The 18,459-nt window shown below is 34.8% G+C and carries 11 protein-coding genes and 7 pseudogenes; 12 read left to right on the top strand and 6 right to left on the bottom strand.

Annotated features, from left to right (window positions below; genetic code table 11):
• From MKL33_RS19805 to MKL33_RS19795, 3 genes and pseudogenes are all read left to right on the top strand, one after another.
• Positions 1 to 515, top strand: a pseudogene (locus MKL33_RS19805) (IS5-like element ISAba13 family transposase); the annotation flags it as partial.
• A gap of 796 nt (positions 516 to 1,311) precedes the next feature.
• Positions 1,312 to 2,088 (top strand): ParA family protein, encoded by a 777-nt coding sequence (locus MKL33_RS19800; RefSeq protein WP_261488854.1) that lies wholly within the window; start codon positions 1,312 to 1,314, stop codon positions 2,086 to 2,088.
• Between the two features lie 18 nt (positions 2,089 to 2,106).
• Positions 2,107 to 3,006, top strand: a complete 900-nt coding sequence (locus tag MKL33_RS19795; RefSeq protein WP_005130172.1) for a ParB/RepB/Spo0J family partition protein — start codon at positions 2,107 to 2,109, stop codon at positions 3,004 to 3,006.
• Positions 3,007 to 3,219: 213 nt separating this feature from the next.
• Here MKL33_RS19795 and MKL33_RS19790 read toward each other — a convergent pair whose 3' ends face one another.
• Positions 3,220 to 4,152, bottom strand: a complete 933-nt coding sequence (locus MKL33_RS19790) for an IS5 family transposase (RefSeq protein WP_001040033.1) — start codon at positions 4,150 to 4,152, stop codon at positions 3,220 to 3,222.
• A 221-nt stretch (positions 4,153 to 4,373) separates the two neighbouring features.
• Between MKL33_RS19790 and MKL33_RS19785 the strand changes: the two are divergent.
• A pseudogene (locus tag MKL33_RS19785) lies at positions 4,374 to 5,003 on the top strand (alkaline phosphatase); the annotation flags it as partial.
• Positions 5,004 to 5,563: 560 nt separating this feature from the next.
• On the opposite strand, the pseudogene MKL33_RS19780 reads toward MKL33_RS19785, so the two are convergent.
• The 5 genes and pseudogenes from MKL33_RS19780 to MKL33_RS19765 all read right to left on the bottom strand — a co-directional run.
• Positions 5,564 to 6,829 (bottom strand): annotated as a pseudogene (locus MKL33_RS19780) (type II toxin-antitoxin system HipA family toxin).
• Positions 6,829 to 7,134 (bottom strand): helix-turn-helix domain-containing protein, encoded by a 306-nt coding sequence (locus MKL33_RS19775; RefSeq protein WP_005130167.1) that lies wholly within the window; start codon positions 7,132 to 7,134, stop codon positions 6,829 to 6,831. The pseudogene MKL33_RS19780 and the gene MKL33_RS19775 overlap by 1 nt, the downstream one beginning before the upstream one ends.
• A gap of 916 nt (positions 7,135 to 8,050) precedes the next feature.
• Positions 8,051 to 8,307: pseudogene (locus tag MKL33_RS20650) on the bottom strand (hypothetical protein).
• Positions 8,308 to 8,644: 337 nt separating this feature from the next.
• Positions 8,645 to 9,237 (bottom strand): annotated as a pseudogene (locus MKL33_RS19770) (putative adenosine monophosphate-protein transferase Fic).
• A gap of 12 nt (positions 9,238 to 9,249) precedes the next feature.
• Positions 9,250 to 9,412, bottom strand: a pseudogene (locus MKL33_RS19765) (YhfG family protein); the annotation flags it as partial.
• Between the two features lie 274 nt (positions 9,413 to 9,686).
• Between MKL33_RS19765 and MKL33_RS19760 the strand changes: the two are divergent.
• The 8 genes and pseudogenes from MKL33_RS19760 to MKL33_RS19725 form a co-directional block, all read left to right on the top strand.
• A complete protein-coding gene (locus MKL33_RS19760) occupies positions 9,687 to 10,151 on the top strand; it encodes a hypothetical protein (protein ID WP_170318196.1) in 465 nt (154 codons plus the stop codon).
• 12 nt (positions 10,152 to 10,163) lie between these two features.
• Positions 10,164 to 12,506, top strand: coding sequence for a hypothetical protein (locus MKL33_RS19755; RefSeq protein WP_130120055.1), 2,343 nt, complete (start codon positions 10,164 to 10,166; stop codon positions 12,504 to 12,506).
• A 4-nt stretch (positions 12,507 to 12,510) separates the two neighbouring features.
• On the top strand, positions 12,511 to 15,705 hold the full coding sequence (locus tag MKL33_RS19750; RefSeq protein WP_270907596.1) for a site-specific integrase: 3,195 nt from the start codon (positions 12,511 to 12,513) through the stop codon (positions 15,703 to 15,705).
• 191 nt (positions 15,706 to 15,896) lie between these two features.
• Positions 15,897 to 16,349, top strand: coding sequence for a hypothetical protein (locus MKL33_RS19745; RefSeq protein ID WP_005071567.1), 453 nt, complete (start codon positions 15,897 to 15,899; stop codon positions 16,347 to 16,349).
• 66 nt (positions 16,350 to 16,415) lie between these two features.
• Positions 16,416 to 16,598 (top strand): hypothetical protein, encoded by a 183-nt coding sequence (locus tag MKL33_RS19740; RefSeq protein ID WP_004795942.1) that lies wholly within the window; start codon positions 16,416 to 16,418, stop codon positions 16,596 to 16,598.
• A 192-nt stretch (positions 16,599 to 16,790) separates the two neighbouring features.
• Positions 16,791 to 17,027: a hypothetical protein gene (locus MKL33_RS19735; protein WP_000152659.1), complete on the top strand. Its 237-nt coding sequence runs from the start codon at positions 16,791 to 16,793 to the stop codon at positions 17,025 to 17,027.
• Between the two features lie 662 nt (positions 17,028 to 17,689).
• Positions 17,690 to 18,145, top strand: a complete 456-nt coding sequence (locus MKL33_RS19730; protein ID WP_270907426.1) for a hypothetical protein — start codon at positions 17,690 to 17,692, stop codon at positions 18,143 to 18,145.
• Positions 18,146 to 18,205: 60 nt separating this feature from the next.
• Positions 18,206 to 18,459, top strand: a pseudogene (locus tag MKL33_RS19725) (hypothetical protein); the annotation flags it as partial.

The following is an 18,459-nucleotide window of genomic DNA, read 5'->3' as shown; positions in this document are numbered from 1 at the left end:
CTGAATATCGTCGCCAATGGCGTAAATTACATATGGGTATAGATGCTAAAACCTTACAAATACGCGCTGTTCAGCTCACAACCAACAATGTGAGTGATTCACAGGTACTTGGTGATTTACTCGATCAGATTCCACAAGATGAGAGAGTTGACTCCGTCTATACCGATGGAGCTTATGATACCAAACAGTGCCGACAGGTCATTGCGGATCGGCAAGCACATGCAGTGATTCCACCAAGAAAAAATGCGAAGCCATGGAAAGATAAAAAGATGAGCTCGCTAGAACGCAATGAGTTGCTTCGAACAGTTAAACGTTTAGGAAGAACTATTTGGAAGAAATGGTCAGGCTATCATCGGCGAAGTTTGGTTGAAACCAAGATGCATTGCATCAAATTATTGGGGGATAAACTCAGTGCGAGAAATTTTCAAAGCCAAGTCAATGAGATTCATGCACGTATGGCAGTATTAAATAAATTTACGGACTTAGGCAGACCACATACCCGAGTTGTCACTTAAATTTGGCTCAATTAGGATCGCTTCTATCTTTCAAACCTTTATGCAACAAAGCCCTATTAAAGTGCAATTTTGGTACTATTCAGCCTTATGGTGGAATAAATATAAAAATAAACACTTTTAAGTGACAGTTCTTCCACCTTTGATAATTCATCTGTGTCGCTCAAGCAATCAATTTGAAAGTAGGAATAGCCTACAGCACCACTAAAGTGGAATTACTCAACATATACTCCACCATTAAAGTGACAAGCCTTCCACCATTCCGATATTCTTGACTATCAAACATCATGTTATCAATTAAATTTTATACAAATATTTTATCCACAGAATAAAAAACATCTAATGACAAGTCTTCCACCTTTATTTCAATAAAAACAAACTTATCAACATCACAAGCAGTTGAATTGTATTGTTTTAAATTAAAAAATACACATTAAAATAAATCACAATGACAAGTCTTCCACCATAGTGACAAACCTTCCACTTATCAGTGACAAACCTTCCACTTATTAGTGACAAACCTTCCACTTATCAGTGACAGGCCTTCCACTTATTAGTGACAAACCTTCCACTTTAAAAAATCTATCTAATTGTTTTTTAAACAAATAAAACTTGTTTAATTATAATTAACTAATTAATACTAATTAAAATTAGCTAGCTATATTTTTTAAAAAAGTTAAGAAATGTTTTTCCCACATCTTTTGAATTCAAAAGATAAAAATATGACAAAGGAACTGTAGCAAGTTGCTACAAATATCTTTATATTAAATGAAATCAAAGTAAATTCCTTAAGACAAATATGTCAACTAAAATCATTGCTGTAGCTAATCATAAAGGTGGTTGCGGGAAAACAACTACTGTAGTACATCTTGCTTCAGAGCTTGCTGAATTAGGAAATAAGGTCTTAGTAATTGATCTGGATCCACAAGCAAATGCAAGTTTACATATAGGATTAAGACACCCTAGCGAAGTTGAAACTACATCAGCTGAATTACTTATTGGTGATATAAGTCTATTATCGGAAGCATTAGAAGAAGAAACAAAATTTAAAAATGTTTCCTTAATATATGGCTCATTAACTCTTGGTAAAACTGAAGATCAATTGAAAGATGATGCACCAAGACCATCCGAGGAACTTTCAAATAAATTGGAAATTCTAGAAGGATTATATGACTACATTCTTATTGATTGCCCTCCTAGCTTAAAATTACTAACCAGCAATGCTTTAGCCGCTTCGACACATGTTATTGTTCCAATTGAATCTGGTTCACAATACGGTCTCTATGGTGTTACTGATTTAATTAATCATTTAAGTAAAATTAGAAGAGTTAACCCTGAATTAGAACTCTTAGGTGCTTTATTAATTAAACATGATGAGCGTCAGAATGTATGTAAATTAATAAAAGATGAAGCATTTAATCAAGTTGGAGAATTATTGCATACCACAATTCCAATGAGCACTAAGGTTAATCAAGCTGCAATTTTGCAACGACCTTTATTATCTGTTGATAAAAACTCAAAAGTTCGAAAAGCTTTTGAAACTTTAGCACAAGAAATTGTTCAGCGTGTCGGATAATATAATTCTGGAAATACTATGGTAAGTAATAAAGAGCTATTGGCTAAACGTCTTCAGCAAAATACTCAAAAGCATCAACATGCCCAAAAGGAGCATATTAACGATGTCAAAGAGCTAAGACGTAATGTACAAATTACAGATATTCAGGCTAGCCCTAACCAGCCTCGAAAACTCTTTAATCAACAAGATATTGAAGATTTAGCAGCATCAATTGAAGAAATTGGGCTATTACAACCAATTGCAGTTCGTAGAATAAATGATAAATATGAGTTGATTGCTGGTGAAAGACGATTGAAAGCCCACCAATTTCTCAATAAGAATACCATTGAAGTAATCATTATTGATGCATCGGATGAAGAAGCTGCTTTATTAACATTAGCTGAAAATTTAAAGCGAGAAGATCTGACAGATTATGAAATATATGTTGGATTAACTTCTTTGGATGAAAAATTAAAAAAAAATAAGCAGAAGTTAGCAAAGTCATTAGGTTTGAATCGTGAAGATATGTATAAATATTTATCTTATGAAAAATTACCTGGAGAGTTGATTGAAGATTTGGAGAAACAGCCGTCATTATTAGCACGGACCGCTGCTACAGCAGTGAAAAAGTTTCTATCAGATCATGATGAAAACCATGAAAAAGCTAAAGAAGCATTATTCGAAGCATGGTCAAAATTGCTTAAAAAAGAAGTTGAACAGACAAAACTGGCATCACTAGCTGAAAAAATCTTTAAGTCAAGAGAAACGAAAGAAGTAATTCAAACTTCAATTGTACATAAAATTGAATATGATGGGAAAGTTGCTGGTAATATCAAATTTGACCATAATACATTAAAGGTATCTTTAAAAATGGGCCAATTTGATGATCAAAATTTACAAGAATTAAAAGCTTTCCTAAAACGAATGTTAGAAAAATAAAGTAAAAAAATAGTGTAGCAAGTTGCTACACTATTTTTTGCAATTAGGAAAATTTATATAAGTAGTCATAATAATATTTTCATAAATTTGTCATGTAAATTGAATGTTTAAAGCGTATTTTTCGACCATCCTAAGATGAGTTGATGCAATGCTTTGGCATAGGCTTTGTTGCATAAAGCCTTTGAAGGTAAAGTTTTCCTAAGTTGCTAAAATTTAGGTTACAACTTGGGTATGAGGTCTGCCTAATTCTGTAAATTTATTTAATACGGCTACACGTGCATGGATCTCATTCACTTGGCTGTCAAAATTCCTTGAGTAGAGTTTATCGCCTAATAATTTGATGCAATGCATCTTGGTTTCGACCAAACTTCGCCGATGATAACCAGACCACTTTTTCCAAAGGGCTCTTCCTAGACGCTTAACTGTTTTTAGTAATTCATTTCTCTCTTGCGAATGAACTTTTGTATCTTTCCACGGTTTCGCATTTTTTCTTGGCGGAATCACCGCATATGCTTGACGATCTGAGATCACTCGTCTGCAGCATTTAGTGTCATAGGCTCCATCGGTATAGACAGAATCTACTCGCTCATCAAGTGGTATTTGACCAAGTAAATCACCGAGCACCTGTGAATCACTGATATTGTTCGTTGTGAGCTGAACTGCACGTATTTGCAGCGTTTCAGCATCTATACCAATGTGAAGCTTACGCCATTGTCGACGATATTCAGGCTGATGTTTCTTCCGTTTCCATTCACCTTCGCCCAAAAACTTTAAACCAGTTGAATCTACGAGTAGATGTAGACCATTGCTACTTTTTTGGTAGCTAATCGCAATATCAATATGTTTTTGTCTTCTGCAAAGCGTCGTATAGTCTGGCGCTGTCCAATCTAATCCGCAAAGTTTAATCAGGCTTTGTACAAAGCCAGTGACCATGCGTAGAGAAAGACGAAATATGGATTTAATCATTAAGCAGCATTGGATGGCTGTATCGGAATAAGTTTGATTTCGACCATGTTGGCTTTTTGGTTGAGCATACCATTGTGTTTTGGGATCAAACCAAATGGCAATATTCCCACGATTAATGAGAGCTCGGTTGTATGTGGGCCAATTGGTTGTACGGTAGATTTTAGGTGTAGGCTTATTCATCTCAAAATTATATTGTGGAATAAGCCTTTAGAGATAGGTTTGTGCAACAAAGCCTTTGGCATAAGAAAAAATTTAATAAAAAATTAATAAGTTTGGCATGGTGTAGTTTGGGCACAGTTATTTTGACGGGCTGTCAAAGTCCTGCTTTAGTTCAATCAACTTCTACTTCAGTACAACCATCAAAACAGCCTCAACGTGTGGTTTTTTTCTTGGGAGATGGAATGGGTATCACGACACTAACAGCTGTACGAATTTATGCTGTTGGTGAAGATTGCCAACTGCCAATAGATCAACTGCCAGAGTCAGCATTTGTTCGTACTTTCTCAGAAGTTGCACAGGTTACAGATAGCGCACCATCGATGGGTGCCTATATGACAGGTGTAAAAATGAAAAATGAAGTGATATCCATGCAGACTGGAACAATTGCAGTAGAACCAAATCAGACCGGAAATCATCAATGTGGAACCAATCCTCAGATCCAAAATAAGCAAGACACCCAAACTTTACTCGAATTGGCCAAAGCACGAGGTTGGGGTACAGGGGTAGTCACAACAACTCGCATTACGCATGCTACACCAGCATCGACTTATGCTCATATTTGTCATCGTGATGCTGAAAATGACATAGCATCCCAATTAGTACCAAGTTCGCAAGGTGATATCTATCAGCGTTATAACGTCAAATTAAAAGATGGGGTTGATGTGATTCTAGGCGGGGGTAAGCGTCAATTTCTGCCGAAAGATCAAGGGGGAGAACGGATAGACCAACGGAATTTGATCGCAGAAATGCAACAAGCAGGCTATCGAATGGTCTATGATCAAACTCAACTCTCCCAGATGAAGTTAGGAAAGATAACACTAAATATAAAAAAATGGAATAAATAATTTACAAAGTTATTATTTTTAATCTGATGTTTGTTTTATATGGGGATGATAATAACTTCTGATTACTAGTTTTTACCTTAAATATAACGATTGAAAGATTCATTTAAAGGCTATGAATACATGAGTTTTACAGTTTGGCTAGGTCAGCATGAGTACTTTTCGCAAGATTTAAGATCGACCATGAACGTGATTAAGTTATAGGGGATTGATGAAATAGTTTTTATGAATTTCTGGCTTTCTGGGCTGATTTTATCAAATTCATGTCTATGCAAAATTGCGACATATTTCTCGTGCTGGTAGTTATCCAGAGTTTGGTCTGTATCTATCCATAGTGCAGACCTTTTTTTTGGTGATAGTTTTTTCTTAGCGATTTTCGATCTGGATGTAGTGATTTCACGCTTGCAGAACGTATCTTGGCGGTGATCCATCTAATATTCGTGATTATAAAGCGAGCTAATTCACAGGTTCTACAGATTATGTAGCGACTAACTATAAGTTGATGGTTGGCGCTTAGTTTATATTTACGCTTAGGTTTCAGTTAAAAAATCAATATTTTGTTGAATTCGTGATTGAATCATCTCTAGGGTAGATTCTCGAATTTGATGAGGATACAGGCGTTGCGCAATTTGACTAAATTGAAGTGCAATTTCATGCATGGCCAAGATGATCTCATCGACTTCTAGAGTAGTCAGATTCGCTTCTGAAGTACCGAGTTTATGTATGTCATTTCGAGAAATATTGAGCGCTTCTCCCATAATGTCCATTTGATGATAACCACCTGGACCTTCACAGAAGGTCACATCATAGGCTGGAGCCAATTTCCATTGACCATTTTTTGCCATGAGAAAAGAAAAATTCTTGGTATGGTCATCCCGATTATTGAAAAGTACATTAAACACAGCACGTTTAAAAGTATGCAGCCTTTCCGCACATCTTGCGTACACATCAAGGTTGCCCGAAGAAAATTGCGATAGTCTAGGCTACCTGGAACTTTATAGTCTGCTCCGGTATATGCAGCCAAACTCTGCATTGGAATCCGCATGCCATTTTGACGGTCGAATCGTTTAGAAGCAAAAGCCATTAAACCATTGGGCAAATTAAAAAAATGGGTGTCTGGAGTCTCGATTGCACAAAGTCGCAAACATTTTGCATAGACGGCTTCAATGGCGCAGACTTCAGGATACTCTTGCTGAGCAGGAAACTTAATCAGCCAGGCTTCATTTTGATCAGAAGCTTGCGTCGAAAACTCAAAATTGACAGGATTTCGGTAAACCAATGCTTTGGATCTGGCACCTTGGGGGGAGCCACCCATGACCAGCAAATGTTGTAAAAAATTCGCCACCTTCTCCTTTGAGGACTTCTTGGACTTCCTGTGCCAATTGCGGCAGGGGAATATTCTCTGAAGTTTGCATCTCTGCGACACAGGGTTCAAAGGAGAGAGCACCCATTGCATGGGTGCTAATATAAGTTAGACGTTCCAAAGGGCTGATTCGTGCCGGATGCAGTCCAATTTTTCGAAAATATCGATCCATTAATAACATGCCCCAACCATCCGGCAAAGCATCATAGACTGGACCAGGTAATCCCATTTGATAAGTAGGAAAACCCTGTCTCAGTGGTAGACCTTTTAAAGGGAGTAAATAAGAAGAGAGCTGAACACCTCGCTGTATTGCTTCTGGACTATATTCAAAAGCAATAGTGGGTCTACCTGTGGTGGCTGTTGAACTAATCAGCGTTCCCCATAACCATGATTCGCCCCAACCATTGTAATAAACATTAAGACTGTTGAGCATTATCCCTTCCTCTTAATACGCTGGTGCTTACTTTGACTTTCATAGCGTAGAATATCTTTTACACTGTTAAGCTGAGGTTGAAACAGCTCCTGAAGTTTGTTTAATCGACCCAAGACCATTGCAATACGGACTAAATTTTCAACAGATACATTTCGTGCCGCTTCAAGATTCGAAACCGTATTCACGCCGACACCAGCGCGTGCTGCAACCTCAGCTTGAGACATCTCCAAAAAGAGTCGTTGCTTACGTAAACGCTCACCTAAAAGCGTCACGACTTCTTCGGGTTTAGTGAAATATAAATCCATTAAATTGGGTCTTAAACTTTAATAATTTAATTAAACCACAAAATAATGGAATTAATTTATAGCTATAGTGTGGTTGAGGAGGGCTTTGTTGCACAGCACTTCGGAAGGTAGGTTTGGTCCTTGGGTATCGGTTACAGAAATTCATCAGGATGTACTTTGACTGATTGTTGATAAGGAAATCACAGTATTTTCATTTTTCCTTTTTGGTCACATTACTTAGAAAGGGTTCTTCGAAAAGTAGTTCATATTTTAAAAATCTTATAAATATTGAGGATTTTTTCTTAAATGCTTTCAACATAGCATGCGGCGATATGTAACTCGTACGGGCTTAATCTGCCTTTTAGTGTAAATTTTTTGGGCATGAGAGGGGCAGAGGTGTGGGGGCAAGCAATTTATATCGTGGATACTTCTAAATCATTTATGTAATAGAATGAGCTAAGCATGGATTTAGGGTAATAACACTAAATCTAAAAAAATTGGAAGAATAATTTATTAAATTATTGTTTTTATGTGGTTGTTAGTGAAGTTATGAATAATAATAACTTTTTTCTTGATGAGTTTTATCTAAAAAATTGATCGGATAATTTCTTTAAATGTCATGTATCCATAAATTTGACAGTTTGAAGATATCGGTATGTGCATTTTTCACAAGGTTAAAGATTGACCATAAATGTGATAAACGGTAGGGGATCATTGAAAAATGAATGGATTTAAACACTACATGTATGCAGGAAAAAATATCGCTGCGGTTCTGCTGACAGGCTGTATTGAGCATTGAATGCAAATGATGTAGTGATTGTCTACATGCTATAAGACCAGCATGATGAAGAATGAAATGTAGTTGCCAATATCTAACCTGGGTTGAAAAGTATAGCGTTGTTATTTGGAGAAGTGAGGTGAGCCATCCTTCTCTTATTCACTTAAAATGATACTTACTCAACTGATCTCCACTCATGGGCTGGTTCCAATTAGACGGATAATAACTTCCATCCCCTATTTTTACTTACCACATTTCTTGCATTTAATCCCTTCTTTGGAGATGTGATTCAGCATCACCGTTGCCAATTGAATCAAATCAATGGCATTGTTCGTTGGTTCAAGAAAAGCAGAAGAGGCTGCTTTATTGCAAAAGAGAACATTCGGATCAAATGGATTGGATTACACAAAAGCCATAAAATAGCCATAGATCAATTCACTTGCATGTAATCTGTAACATCCATTCAGGTCATCAGACATTGATTAATCACTAAACACCATAAATTTATGTATAGGCGAACTTTTTTGAGACATATGTTGATAAAAATGCGGCAAGTTACATTGCTTAAAGGTCTATCTAAGTTAACGATCTATTCAATTCTGGATAAGTAATCTGCATATTACGATCCTAAATTACCCGAAGAGTATTAAGATTTTTAAGAATCGTGTTTGTTGGTTTATTTGGGAAATTAATCAGTGGATTGAAGCAAAGATGATGGCTCATTAAGGATTGTGGGCTCTGACTACTTAAATTTTAGGTATTTTGAATAAAGCATATTTCAAAAATCTGAATTAATGGATTTAAATTACCATAAAAACCTTCAATATTGGCTTGAATCCATTGTTGTTGAGAGTCAATGCGAGACCAATCAATACCATAACCACAATGAGCAATCAGATGCTCAAAGAAAATCCGTTGTGTACGTCCATTACCTTCACGGAATGGGTGTATGACATTAAGCTCACAATACAAGTCGGCAAGTTGAGGAATTAGTTGTTGCGGTGCTAAGCCTTGAAAGTACTTTTTTTTCTTGAATTGATTTAAGTAATTTATTGGTTTCAATTTCAATACGGGAAAAAATTACAAAAACGGGTGTCACCTTTGGAAATACGATTTGTCTTAACTTTCCTGCCCAGTCGTATAAGTCGCCAGAGAGCTGCGCATGAATTAATTTTTAAGTATTGTAAGTCGTAAGGTGGTTCAGCATATTCAATTAAGTTACTTGCCAATCCAGACAGTGCTAGTTCAGCTTGTTCTAAAATTTGTTCATCACGAATATTGAGTTTGTTCTTTAGGATATTTGTGCCAGGGTAACAATACAGGCTGTCACCCATTTCCCCATACATGTACCTGACTAACGTTTCGGGTTGCGAATACTTCTTATATTTTTGCAAGATTTCAGCTTTACTTTGTTGAGTTGTTTGAGCTGTCGTTGTAATGCCTTCAAGCTTTAGGCTGGCTTGATAGTTTTGCACACGTGTCGCTTGAATATATTTTTTTCTGTTCAGTGGTTCTGAGCAATTCGAAACTCCATTGATGCTACACGTGAAGTAAGTATAGCAGAGAATCTTTTTGATCAATGCTGCATACAAAGCATTTCAAAATGTAATACAACGGTATTGTTTCATGTAATAACAGAAAACTAAAAAAAAGTGGAAGAATTTTTAAAATTTAGGCGACCCATGATAAGTAAACCATATGTATTTGTTGATAATTGTAATTTTGAGAAAATTTAGTTGATAGATTAAATGTATTTTCATATAAAAAGATATGCTCATTTTTTATATCGATAAAAATGTTAAAATTTGACTACTTAGTAAAAAATATAGAGATATTTATGGGGCAATTTATCATGCCCTTTTGCTTTGAGCGACAAAATGTTCAATTTAAGATAGTAAAAATTAACTCAGAACTACTGAAAATCAAAAAGATTAAACAGAGTCAGAAAGTAGTAGTACAAGCAAAGTTCAAAATAATCTATGTGAAAATTTGGCAAAAAATATTGCTATTAATGCAAACGGAGCCATGCTTACGTGTACATTCTAATTATGTTGCAATCTTACAGTTGATACATAATCTTGATGATTTTATCGAAAAATCACAGCAACACTTATGCTTTGAGAGAAAAGCTCAGAAAGAGCTAGATGCTAAATTTTTTGCTAGATTTTTTAAGCTGACAAAAAGTCCAATCAAAGATCAACTTTTACAAAATTGTTCAGATCGTAATGAATTTAACCAATGCAATTTGATAAAAAATTAAGCGAAAGCGAATATGCCAAAGATTAAAACAGAAGAGCAATTCTTAGATTTAGCAGAAAAATTTAAACAAGATTATTGTCTATTACATGATGATGTTGTGAATACACAATTTGTCGATCTATCAGATGATTTACGTGAAAAAGCCCACGCTCTATATAAGGAAGCGCAACAGATATATGGCTATATATCTAGCTCTAGACAATTAGGTAAATATTATTTTCTAGCTTCTTTAAGTTATTTTGCATGTCCAGATACTAGTAATACACAAGAGCTGTCATCGCAACGTTATTTGATTCTACAAGCGAGTTTTTTAACATATCGGCAGTATCAAGAATTTGCAAAAATTGCTAAAGCTGAGAATAAGCAAAAACATGTTTGTGACCTCCTACGCTATGTCTCACGATATGTGCTGGATTCTAATAATGCTGAATTATTTCATGAATGTAGTAAGCTGCTAAATTGTTATGTCACGTACGAACGTAATTTGAAAAAAGAGGATCGTAATCAACTTTTTAATATTAAAAATTTCAAAAAAGTACAAGTCATAGAGTATTTATCGGCTCTATTAATAATTTTTAAAAGACTTGATGATCGTCGTGTTGTTCATCGTCAGCGTAAGTCAAAAAAAAGCAAAGTTTTGAAATGGCCAACTAAAATTGAACTCAAAAAATTTCGTGAAATAAAATCTGGTAAGTATGAAGATATCGGACATAACGCAAAGATCAGTTTTTATGATGCCTCTCTTCACAAAGATGAAGATGGTGAAATTGAGTTATTGGACATTGAAGTAGAATTATACTCAGAAGATGAAAAAACTAAAAATTTTAATCATTTAATTAGTGATTATACTGCGTATTACACGCGGCATCGCCAACGCCGTCATGTGCCATTTATTACAAATCCTCATTATTTAGCACCAGATGTACTGAAGCAAATTGTTTATGTGTTGAGAACTGAGTTAAATGCGGACTGGGATAATGCTGCAATCGCTGCCGCATGTTTATTGTCACTTTTGACTGGATTATCTCCCATAGCACTGATGGATTTTAACGAGCTCATACAAGATGGTGTTTTGATCCAGAATGGTTCAAGAAAACGACGGGAATATTTACTTAATTTAAATTTGAAAGTTACCGAGCAGAAAATTAAGAGTTTAAAGCCTGTGCGTTGGAATGAAGAGATGACTCACCAACTACATCTACCGGCGGCATGGTTTGACTACATAGAACAAGCATCGAATCCAAAGATCTCTTCAGGAGATATTAATTCCGAACTTAAGAAGTGGTTTGCTAATCAGTTTGTGGGTACTATCACCGTTGAAAAACTTCAGGCCCAATTATATTTTCATATATATTATGAAACCTATAATGAATATCTTACTCATGTGATTGCGAGGCGGGATATCAAGCATAATGTGCCAGGTATTTATTACGGAGGACTTCCCAAAGCTCAGCTTGATAGCAGCTATTTAGCTTTTTTAGAATCAGCACTTACACCACATTCTAAGGAACTTACAGAAGACACGGCTGAACTCAAAATATTACAACAACAATTCAAAGTGCAATCTGCATCTAAAGGGAGGGTAGGGAGTCAACTGGCACTTGAACCCAGTTTTGTGAAAGAGCAATTTGCTTTTTTACATAGACATTGCCAAGAAAATATTCAAAAAGATCAACATATCATTAATCAATTGAATGCATACGCGTGTTGGATGTGGCATGTTAGCTTGCTAAGCATGGCCAGACGGCCTAATAAAAATCTGTTGGGGAATTTGGAAGATTATTGTTTTGAGCTTAAAATTCTATATGTAAACGATAAAAAGAATAGCAAGGTAAGAAAGGATGGACGATTTATCCCGCTATCCGATTTCTTCTTAAAAGCACTGCAAAATTACACTGTATTTTTAAAACAAATAATTGAACTGTATAGCCCACTTTTAAAACAAGTATTTGCAAAGAAAAAAATTGCGCTCAATGACTTATTCGGAAAGGTCATTGATAGTAAAGATATCTTGCCGATAACTGTCAAAGAGTGGCAGAGCAGGAAAGTTAAGTTAATCCCTTTATCTCGAAACTGGGTAAATTTATATATGGAAGGAATCTTTCCAAAGAATATGTATTCGAATTGGTTACGTCATTTTGATATGAATTTTTTGATGTATGCAGAAGAAAAAGAAGAAAAAAAAACTGCTTTAGCATTCCATTTAATTCAGGCTCTTTATGGTCATGACCAACGTGACCGAGAGGCTTTTCATCCGTATTCTTCACTTATTCCGAATGTCTATGTACAGCAAGCCCGCCAGCAATTGCAAGATAATGTCAAATCTTTATCGATTAAACACTTAGAGCGAAAATAGTTGTATGCAAAAAATCAAAGAACTAATAAAACCACAACTAGACGGTCTATTTGTTGATATTCAGAAATTGGTGAAAAAGTCGCAAGAAAGACAGCCTTCTTTACCTGAAGTATTGACGCAAGACATGCAGCAAAAACTTGATCAGCAGATCGCCGAAAAATGGCATGACATTAAAGATAGTATTGATTGTTTGAGTCAAAAATTGAGCCGAGATGAACAATCTAAACTGATGCAATTTACTGAAGATGAATTTAATAAAAGAAGAAGGCAATTCAACCAGAATGTAGATAAAAAATCATACAGAATTAGGCTAAATCCACATACTAAACGGATCGTACTGCCTAGAAAAATTGAGAGTACGGAGTCACGGTTAAAACAAGGGCAGTTACATGCCCAGGTACTCAACGCTTTGAAAGCATATTGGAAAGATTCACTTGGATATTGGGATGACCCTAAATATTTGTGGGGGGATTTATGCTTAAGTTTTATATATATTTCAGGCTGTGCAGATGAACAGCATCTGGTTGCTATTCAGCAGCAATTGCAGGAGGCCGTTGAGCTTGGTACAGATCTGAATTGTTTTCGGTTATACCATTCGGACTACAAAAAAATCACTAATCCATTGTTACTACATTATCGTGTTGAAAACTCTCAATATGGCAACGATGTAGAACAGAGAAAGTTGTACCAATGGAAGCATGTTTTTTTTAACTCATATGCTCAGTTCATCTTGCAATATTTAAAAAAGTTGAAAGCTACTCATAAAGAATATCGTCTGCAACAATCAATTGAAGATTGTATTCTGGAAAGCTTGAGTCGCATGGGACGAAACAAAAGTTTGGGCTATCTGCAATATCAAATTAAACGCCGTGGATTTCGTGCATTTAATGATGTGCAAATGGTACTTGAATTTAATCCAAACCTTAGCCTAGATATATTTTTAAGTAATGTACTTCAGCAAGAGATTAATACTGTCGCCTTACGGCCATCCGAATTTAGATTGCTATGGAGTAATGAACGTAATCAAGTCATGGAACTAGAGAATAGCCCTATTCATTTTGAACAAGAGCAGTTACATCCTGAAGTTCTGACAGCTCAAAGCAAATTACAAACGATTCCGTATGAGTTGATGTTGTTTGATCAAAAGAAACGTAAAGGTCAAAAAGTTGAGCGCTTAGATAAAAAGAGGAATAAAGAAGAACGCACGCTACGTTTTTGGCAAGAAATCAGAAGGGTGTTAGAGGAGAAGATGCGTGATGCAAATACGGAAGAAAAGTCTTTAATTGAAGCCCAATTACGCTTAATTCACTGGTTAGTGCATTTAAAAAAAAGAGGGCTTCAATTATCAACTATTGAAAGCTACTTAGGATCATTTGCTAAAGAATTTATATTTGAAATTTGGCTTAATAAATTGGATTTAAAGCAACAATCCATTGATGATTATGAAGATTTATATCGACAGTTGTTGAAATATAGCAGTGAACGAGATGCACAAGCAACTCAACGTGAAGCTGTTAAAGGAAAAACCTCTCGTAAGATGCACCAAACAGCAGAATACCGTTTTGGTCGCCTAAAAGATTTTCATCAATTTTGTATAGATAATTTTAATGCACCAGAGGTATTGGTGTTACAGAATTCAAGTTTTAAACATTTACAAATTTGCAATGCACGCCTAGTAAGCCCTTTGTTATTTGGCAAGCTATTGGAAAAACTAGAACATTTAAGTCAAGAGCCAACGGCATCAGAGTGGGTCGATCATCTGAGTTGTTTAAAGCTGATGTATTTACTGAGTTATAGAACTGGACTCCGATTAAATGAAGTTCGTTGTCTTAAAATACAAGATATTATTTGCCCAGAGTTACTTTATAAAGAAAATACAGCTTTTAATAATATCACGCTTCATATTCAGAACAATTCATATCGCCGTCTGAAAACGCAAAGTGCAAATCGTCAAATACCATTGAAAATTGCCTTGTCAGAACATGAGTTTTTAGTAGTACAACATTACATACAACATCGTTATGAACAATATTTGTTTAATCAGCAGGATGATCTACTTTTTAGTGTTAATCATCGTGTATTAACTGATCAATGTATCAGCAAAATTACAGTAGAGTTGTTTAACCAAATATTAGGTATGCATCATGGCTTTAGTTTTCATACGTTGCGCCACAGTGCTGCTAACTATCTAGCAATAACTTTGCTGGGCTCAAAAGAAATGATTAAAACATATACAGATTGTCCTTGGGTAAAAGCAAAAAAGATGCGTGATTTATTGTTTGGTGTTAAAGCACGTGCTCATGAAGAGATTATTCAACATAAATGGCAGGTGCTTGCCTCTTGGATGGGGCATAGCAGTATTGAACAAACGGCTTCAAATTATCTTCATGTTTTGGATTTATTAGCAGTCGATCGAATTTACAATTCGCCGTGTATCATTTCAAAAAAAGTCCTAGAACAGTGTTTTGGTCCAGTGAATTCAAGTACAGAGTACATAAACTTAAATCGTTATACTCAGCAGCAGAAATGGTTTAACTCTTATCAGCAAACACAGCCAGTTATGATTGCTGGTCGACAAGAAAAGAAGTTTAGTATCGAGAAGAGTACTCTGACGCCTTTTCAACGTTTGATAAGTTTAAGAGATGGCCGTTCAAGCGAAGATATTCAAGCACAAGAATGGATGCAGCGATGTCAATTTATGAGCACTAAATGGATGGACCCCAAAAATTTTAATTTAAAAACGAAATATGTTAGTAATAAAAATTTAGATGGGGGTTGGTTTGATGAGCTTTACGACAAAGCTAAGAAACTGAAACGTTCTGATGAAATAATTCCTCTCCTTGATTTGCATAACCAACATGATAAGGGGAAAGATATACCTAAAGAGTTGAACGTGGTCAATGCACTTAAGGTATTATTATTATTTGGAAAATTACGTAAAAACTTTCTACATTTTCAATGCATAAAGAAAGATGATGAGCAACAAATTGCTAATTTTATTGCTGGTATAGAGCCAATTATTGGAGATCACCTAAATTTAGACAAACAGAATTATCCAGTCAATCTGGAAGTGCTTGAGAGAACAGTTAAATTTAGTTTTCAAAGAGTTGTTGGCCATAATAAAAAAAATGTTACTCTACTGGTTATATTTAATTTAATGTTAAAAATCATGCAAGAAGATGAACTTTGGTTAAAATAGCCTAAGCAGCTTAAAAAGGGGAATTTAAAAGTTTTAGCATCACAGTTTGATTACTGGATTTTAAACAATAGTGTGAAGATTAGCGCTTTGGTAAATCGATGAGCTAAAGTGTTGTAGTCCAAACTCGATCTGACAGTTACCCATTTTTGAGCTGTTGATTAATTTATCAAAAAAAATCAAGCCACCCACGGGTGGTTTTTTATTGCGACATTTCACCAGTAACTAACTTTCTTAATGTGAATCATGCTAAGGCAGCGAATGAAGGGAAGCCGTTAGTTGTATTGATCGCACCACAAGAGAAAGATCGTTCGAAGGCTCAAAACCGTTTGTACTGGATGTGGCTTAATCAATGGGCTAAACGTCAAGGTAAAGATAAAGATTACGAGCATCTGTTCTTTAAGAAAAACTTCTTAGCAAAAATCTATGATTGCGATGACGTTGGCCAATACAAGAAAACATTCAAGGCTGTAAGAGAGTTGAAAGATTCTAAGCATCCTCTCTACCAAGATGTAGCAAGTGGCCTATGTGAGCTAATGAGCACTACAGACGCAAGTACAGTTCAATTAACCGAATACTTAAACGACATTCATGCTTTCTGTAATAAAAACGGGTGTTATTTGGAAACGCCTGATGATCTTAAGTAGGTGCTTGAATAGTTGCTGATTTCATATTATTAATGTCTCTCACTTTATAAAATGAGAAACTAACAAATGGTAATGAATAATATTGAATATGATGCGGTGGTTGAAAGTGCGAAAATCAAAGCGAAAAGCGATATAACAGTAGCGGTTTTAAATAATGCAGCAAGTACTGGTTTAGTTGCAATTAATGATGCAAGTAAAGAAAAGCTTATAGAGTTTATCAAAAAACTGCATGATCAGATTGATGAATAATATGAACCGCCCTTAAAGCGGTTTTTTATTGCTAGTAGAATATTTAAGGTACCTTTTCTAATAGGCACATACTATTAAAGTGTTTTTTATTTATTTTTTAGATTGAAAAGATTGCTATTTGAGTAATTTAAATATAAAAATCTTTATTGATTGAGCGTAGTTGTTATACAGGATATTTATAAGGATTTTAAAATGACAATTATCACATTGCTTGATGTTGAGACGAAGAAGAAGGTGATAGTTCGTTCCGTAATAGACCCAATAGCAAGAATAGACAAAAAAGGGAATATACAAATTATTCAAATTCATAAATGGCTATATGATGAATCTGGAGATTTCGTTGATGAAGACTTATATGAGGCACTCAACAATGGAGAAGTTGGAATATACATAACTTTGCAGTATATGATCATTAATATTGAAAATTAATTATTTTTTATTTTTAGTCAGTTTGAGTTCTTACTCTCTAGAGCCTAATGGTTACTACACATAAGACCTTATTAAGTATTACCTATTGATGGGCACATATTCTTTATAAGTCTTGATAAGTAAAAAAATTATATAGACTAAAAATAAAACCATTTAAAAAAAGAAATCTTTATCTATTTAAATATGAATATTTGATATTTTTAATTCAATCCCTATTGCTAGTGCTTAAATATTATGCCAATATGAAGTTGGAAATATTTCCGAATAGATATTTCCTATTTCATGTTTAAGCGTTTTTTTCGCTAAGTCCATTTCTGAATAAAAATAGGAAGTGGGCTTTTTTATTTTTAATTATTTCTGTATTATCAGTGTGTTGCTTTAAGTAACACTAAACCTTATTGATCAGCGCAAATATCAAAAAAGGGGGAGCTTGCCTACTAGGCAAGCTTTTTAAATTGATAATTTAAACACAATAATCCATTTTAAAGCTCAATAGAAAAATCAAACTTCCATAGCTTTTATTCGTACTAATTTATTGAATATAATCGTTTTTATAATTTTTAAAATTTCCTTAAACTAAAAATGGAAAATTTCTTGTTGCAACATTGTTATAATAGGACTACCTTAAGAAAAATACTTTATAAAAATGAGGAGCTGCTGAAATGCCACAGTGTCTCATGTTTGCGGAAAATATTTATAACAAAATTAAAGATGAGGAATTGTTTTCACATGACTGTATTGAAAATATGAACTTACTTATGACATGTATACGCAGAGAAATTGAGGGAACAGAATTTAAATTAAAATATAATTTTATTGATTTTGTTGAATTGTTTAGTAAACACTTAGATGAATGTAAAGTAAAAATAGATGTGAGTTTGATTCCTCCTCATAATTCAGAAGGTGAGTATATTTTATGGTTAGCTGGATTTATCGAAAAAATCACAGAAGGTGGACCTAAACCACCTCCGCCTATAAAGAAATTTATTCCAGAGTATATGGGCTTGAAATCTGAATTAGATTTTTTACCTTTAAATGAGGAAAAAATTCAAACCGAAGGTAAAGAAATTACGGATTACTTTAATTCAAAGCTTTATAAGGCAACTTTTAAGAAGTAATACTATATTGCCTGTGAGTTTAGCCACCGCCTTAGGGCGGTTTTTTTATGGGTGAGAATAATGGATTCTACAGAATACTTTTGGCTTACTCGGAAAAAAGAACCTAAAACCAAGCCTAAATCCAGACCGCTACCTAAAGCTACTCAAAAGTACTTAGAGGCAGAGGAAGAATTTACTGAAGCTTTAGACAATCTGGAAATTAAATACGAAAAGAAATTCCAGTTTAAATCAACAAAGCATTGGCGTTTTGATTTTCATTTAATTGAACATCGTATTTTAGTTGAAATTGCTGGCGGTCCCTGGTCAGGTGGACG

It is taken from the genome of Acinetobacter sp. AOR43_HL (genome assembly GCF_027854635.1).
GTDB lineage: Bacteria > Pseudomonadota > Gammaproteobacteria > Pseudomonadales > Moraxellaceae > Acinetobacter > Acinetobacter pittii.
This window is presented reverse-complemented; position numbering and strand designations above follow the sequence as displayed.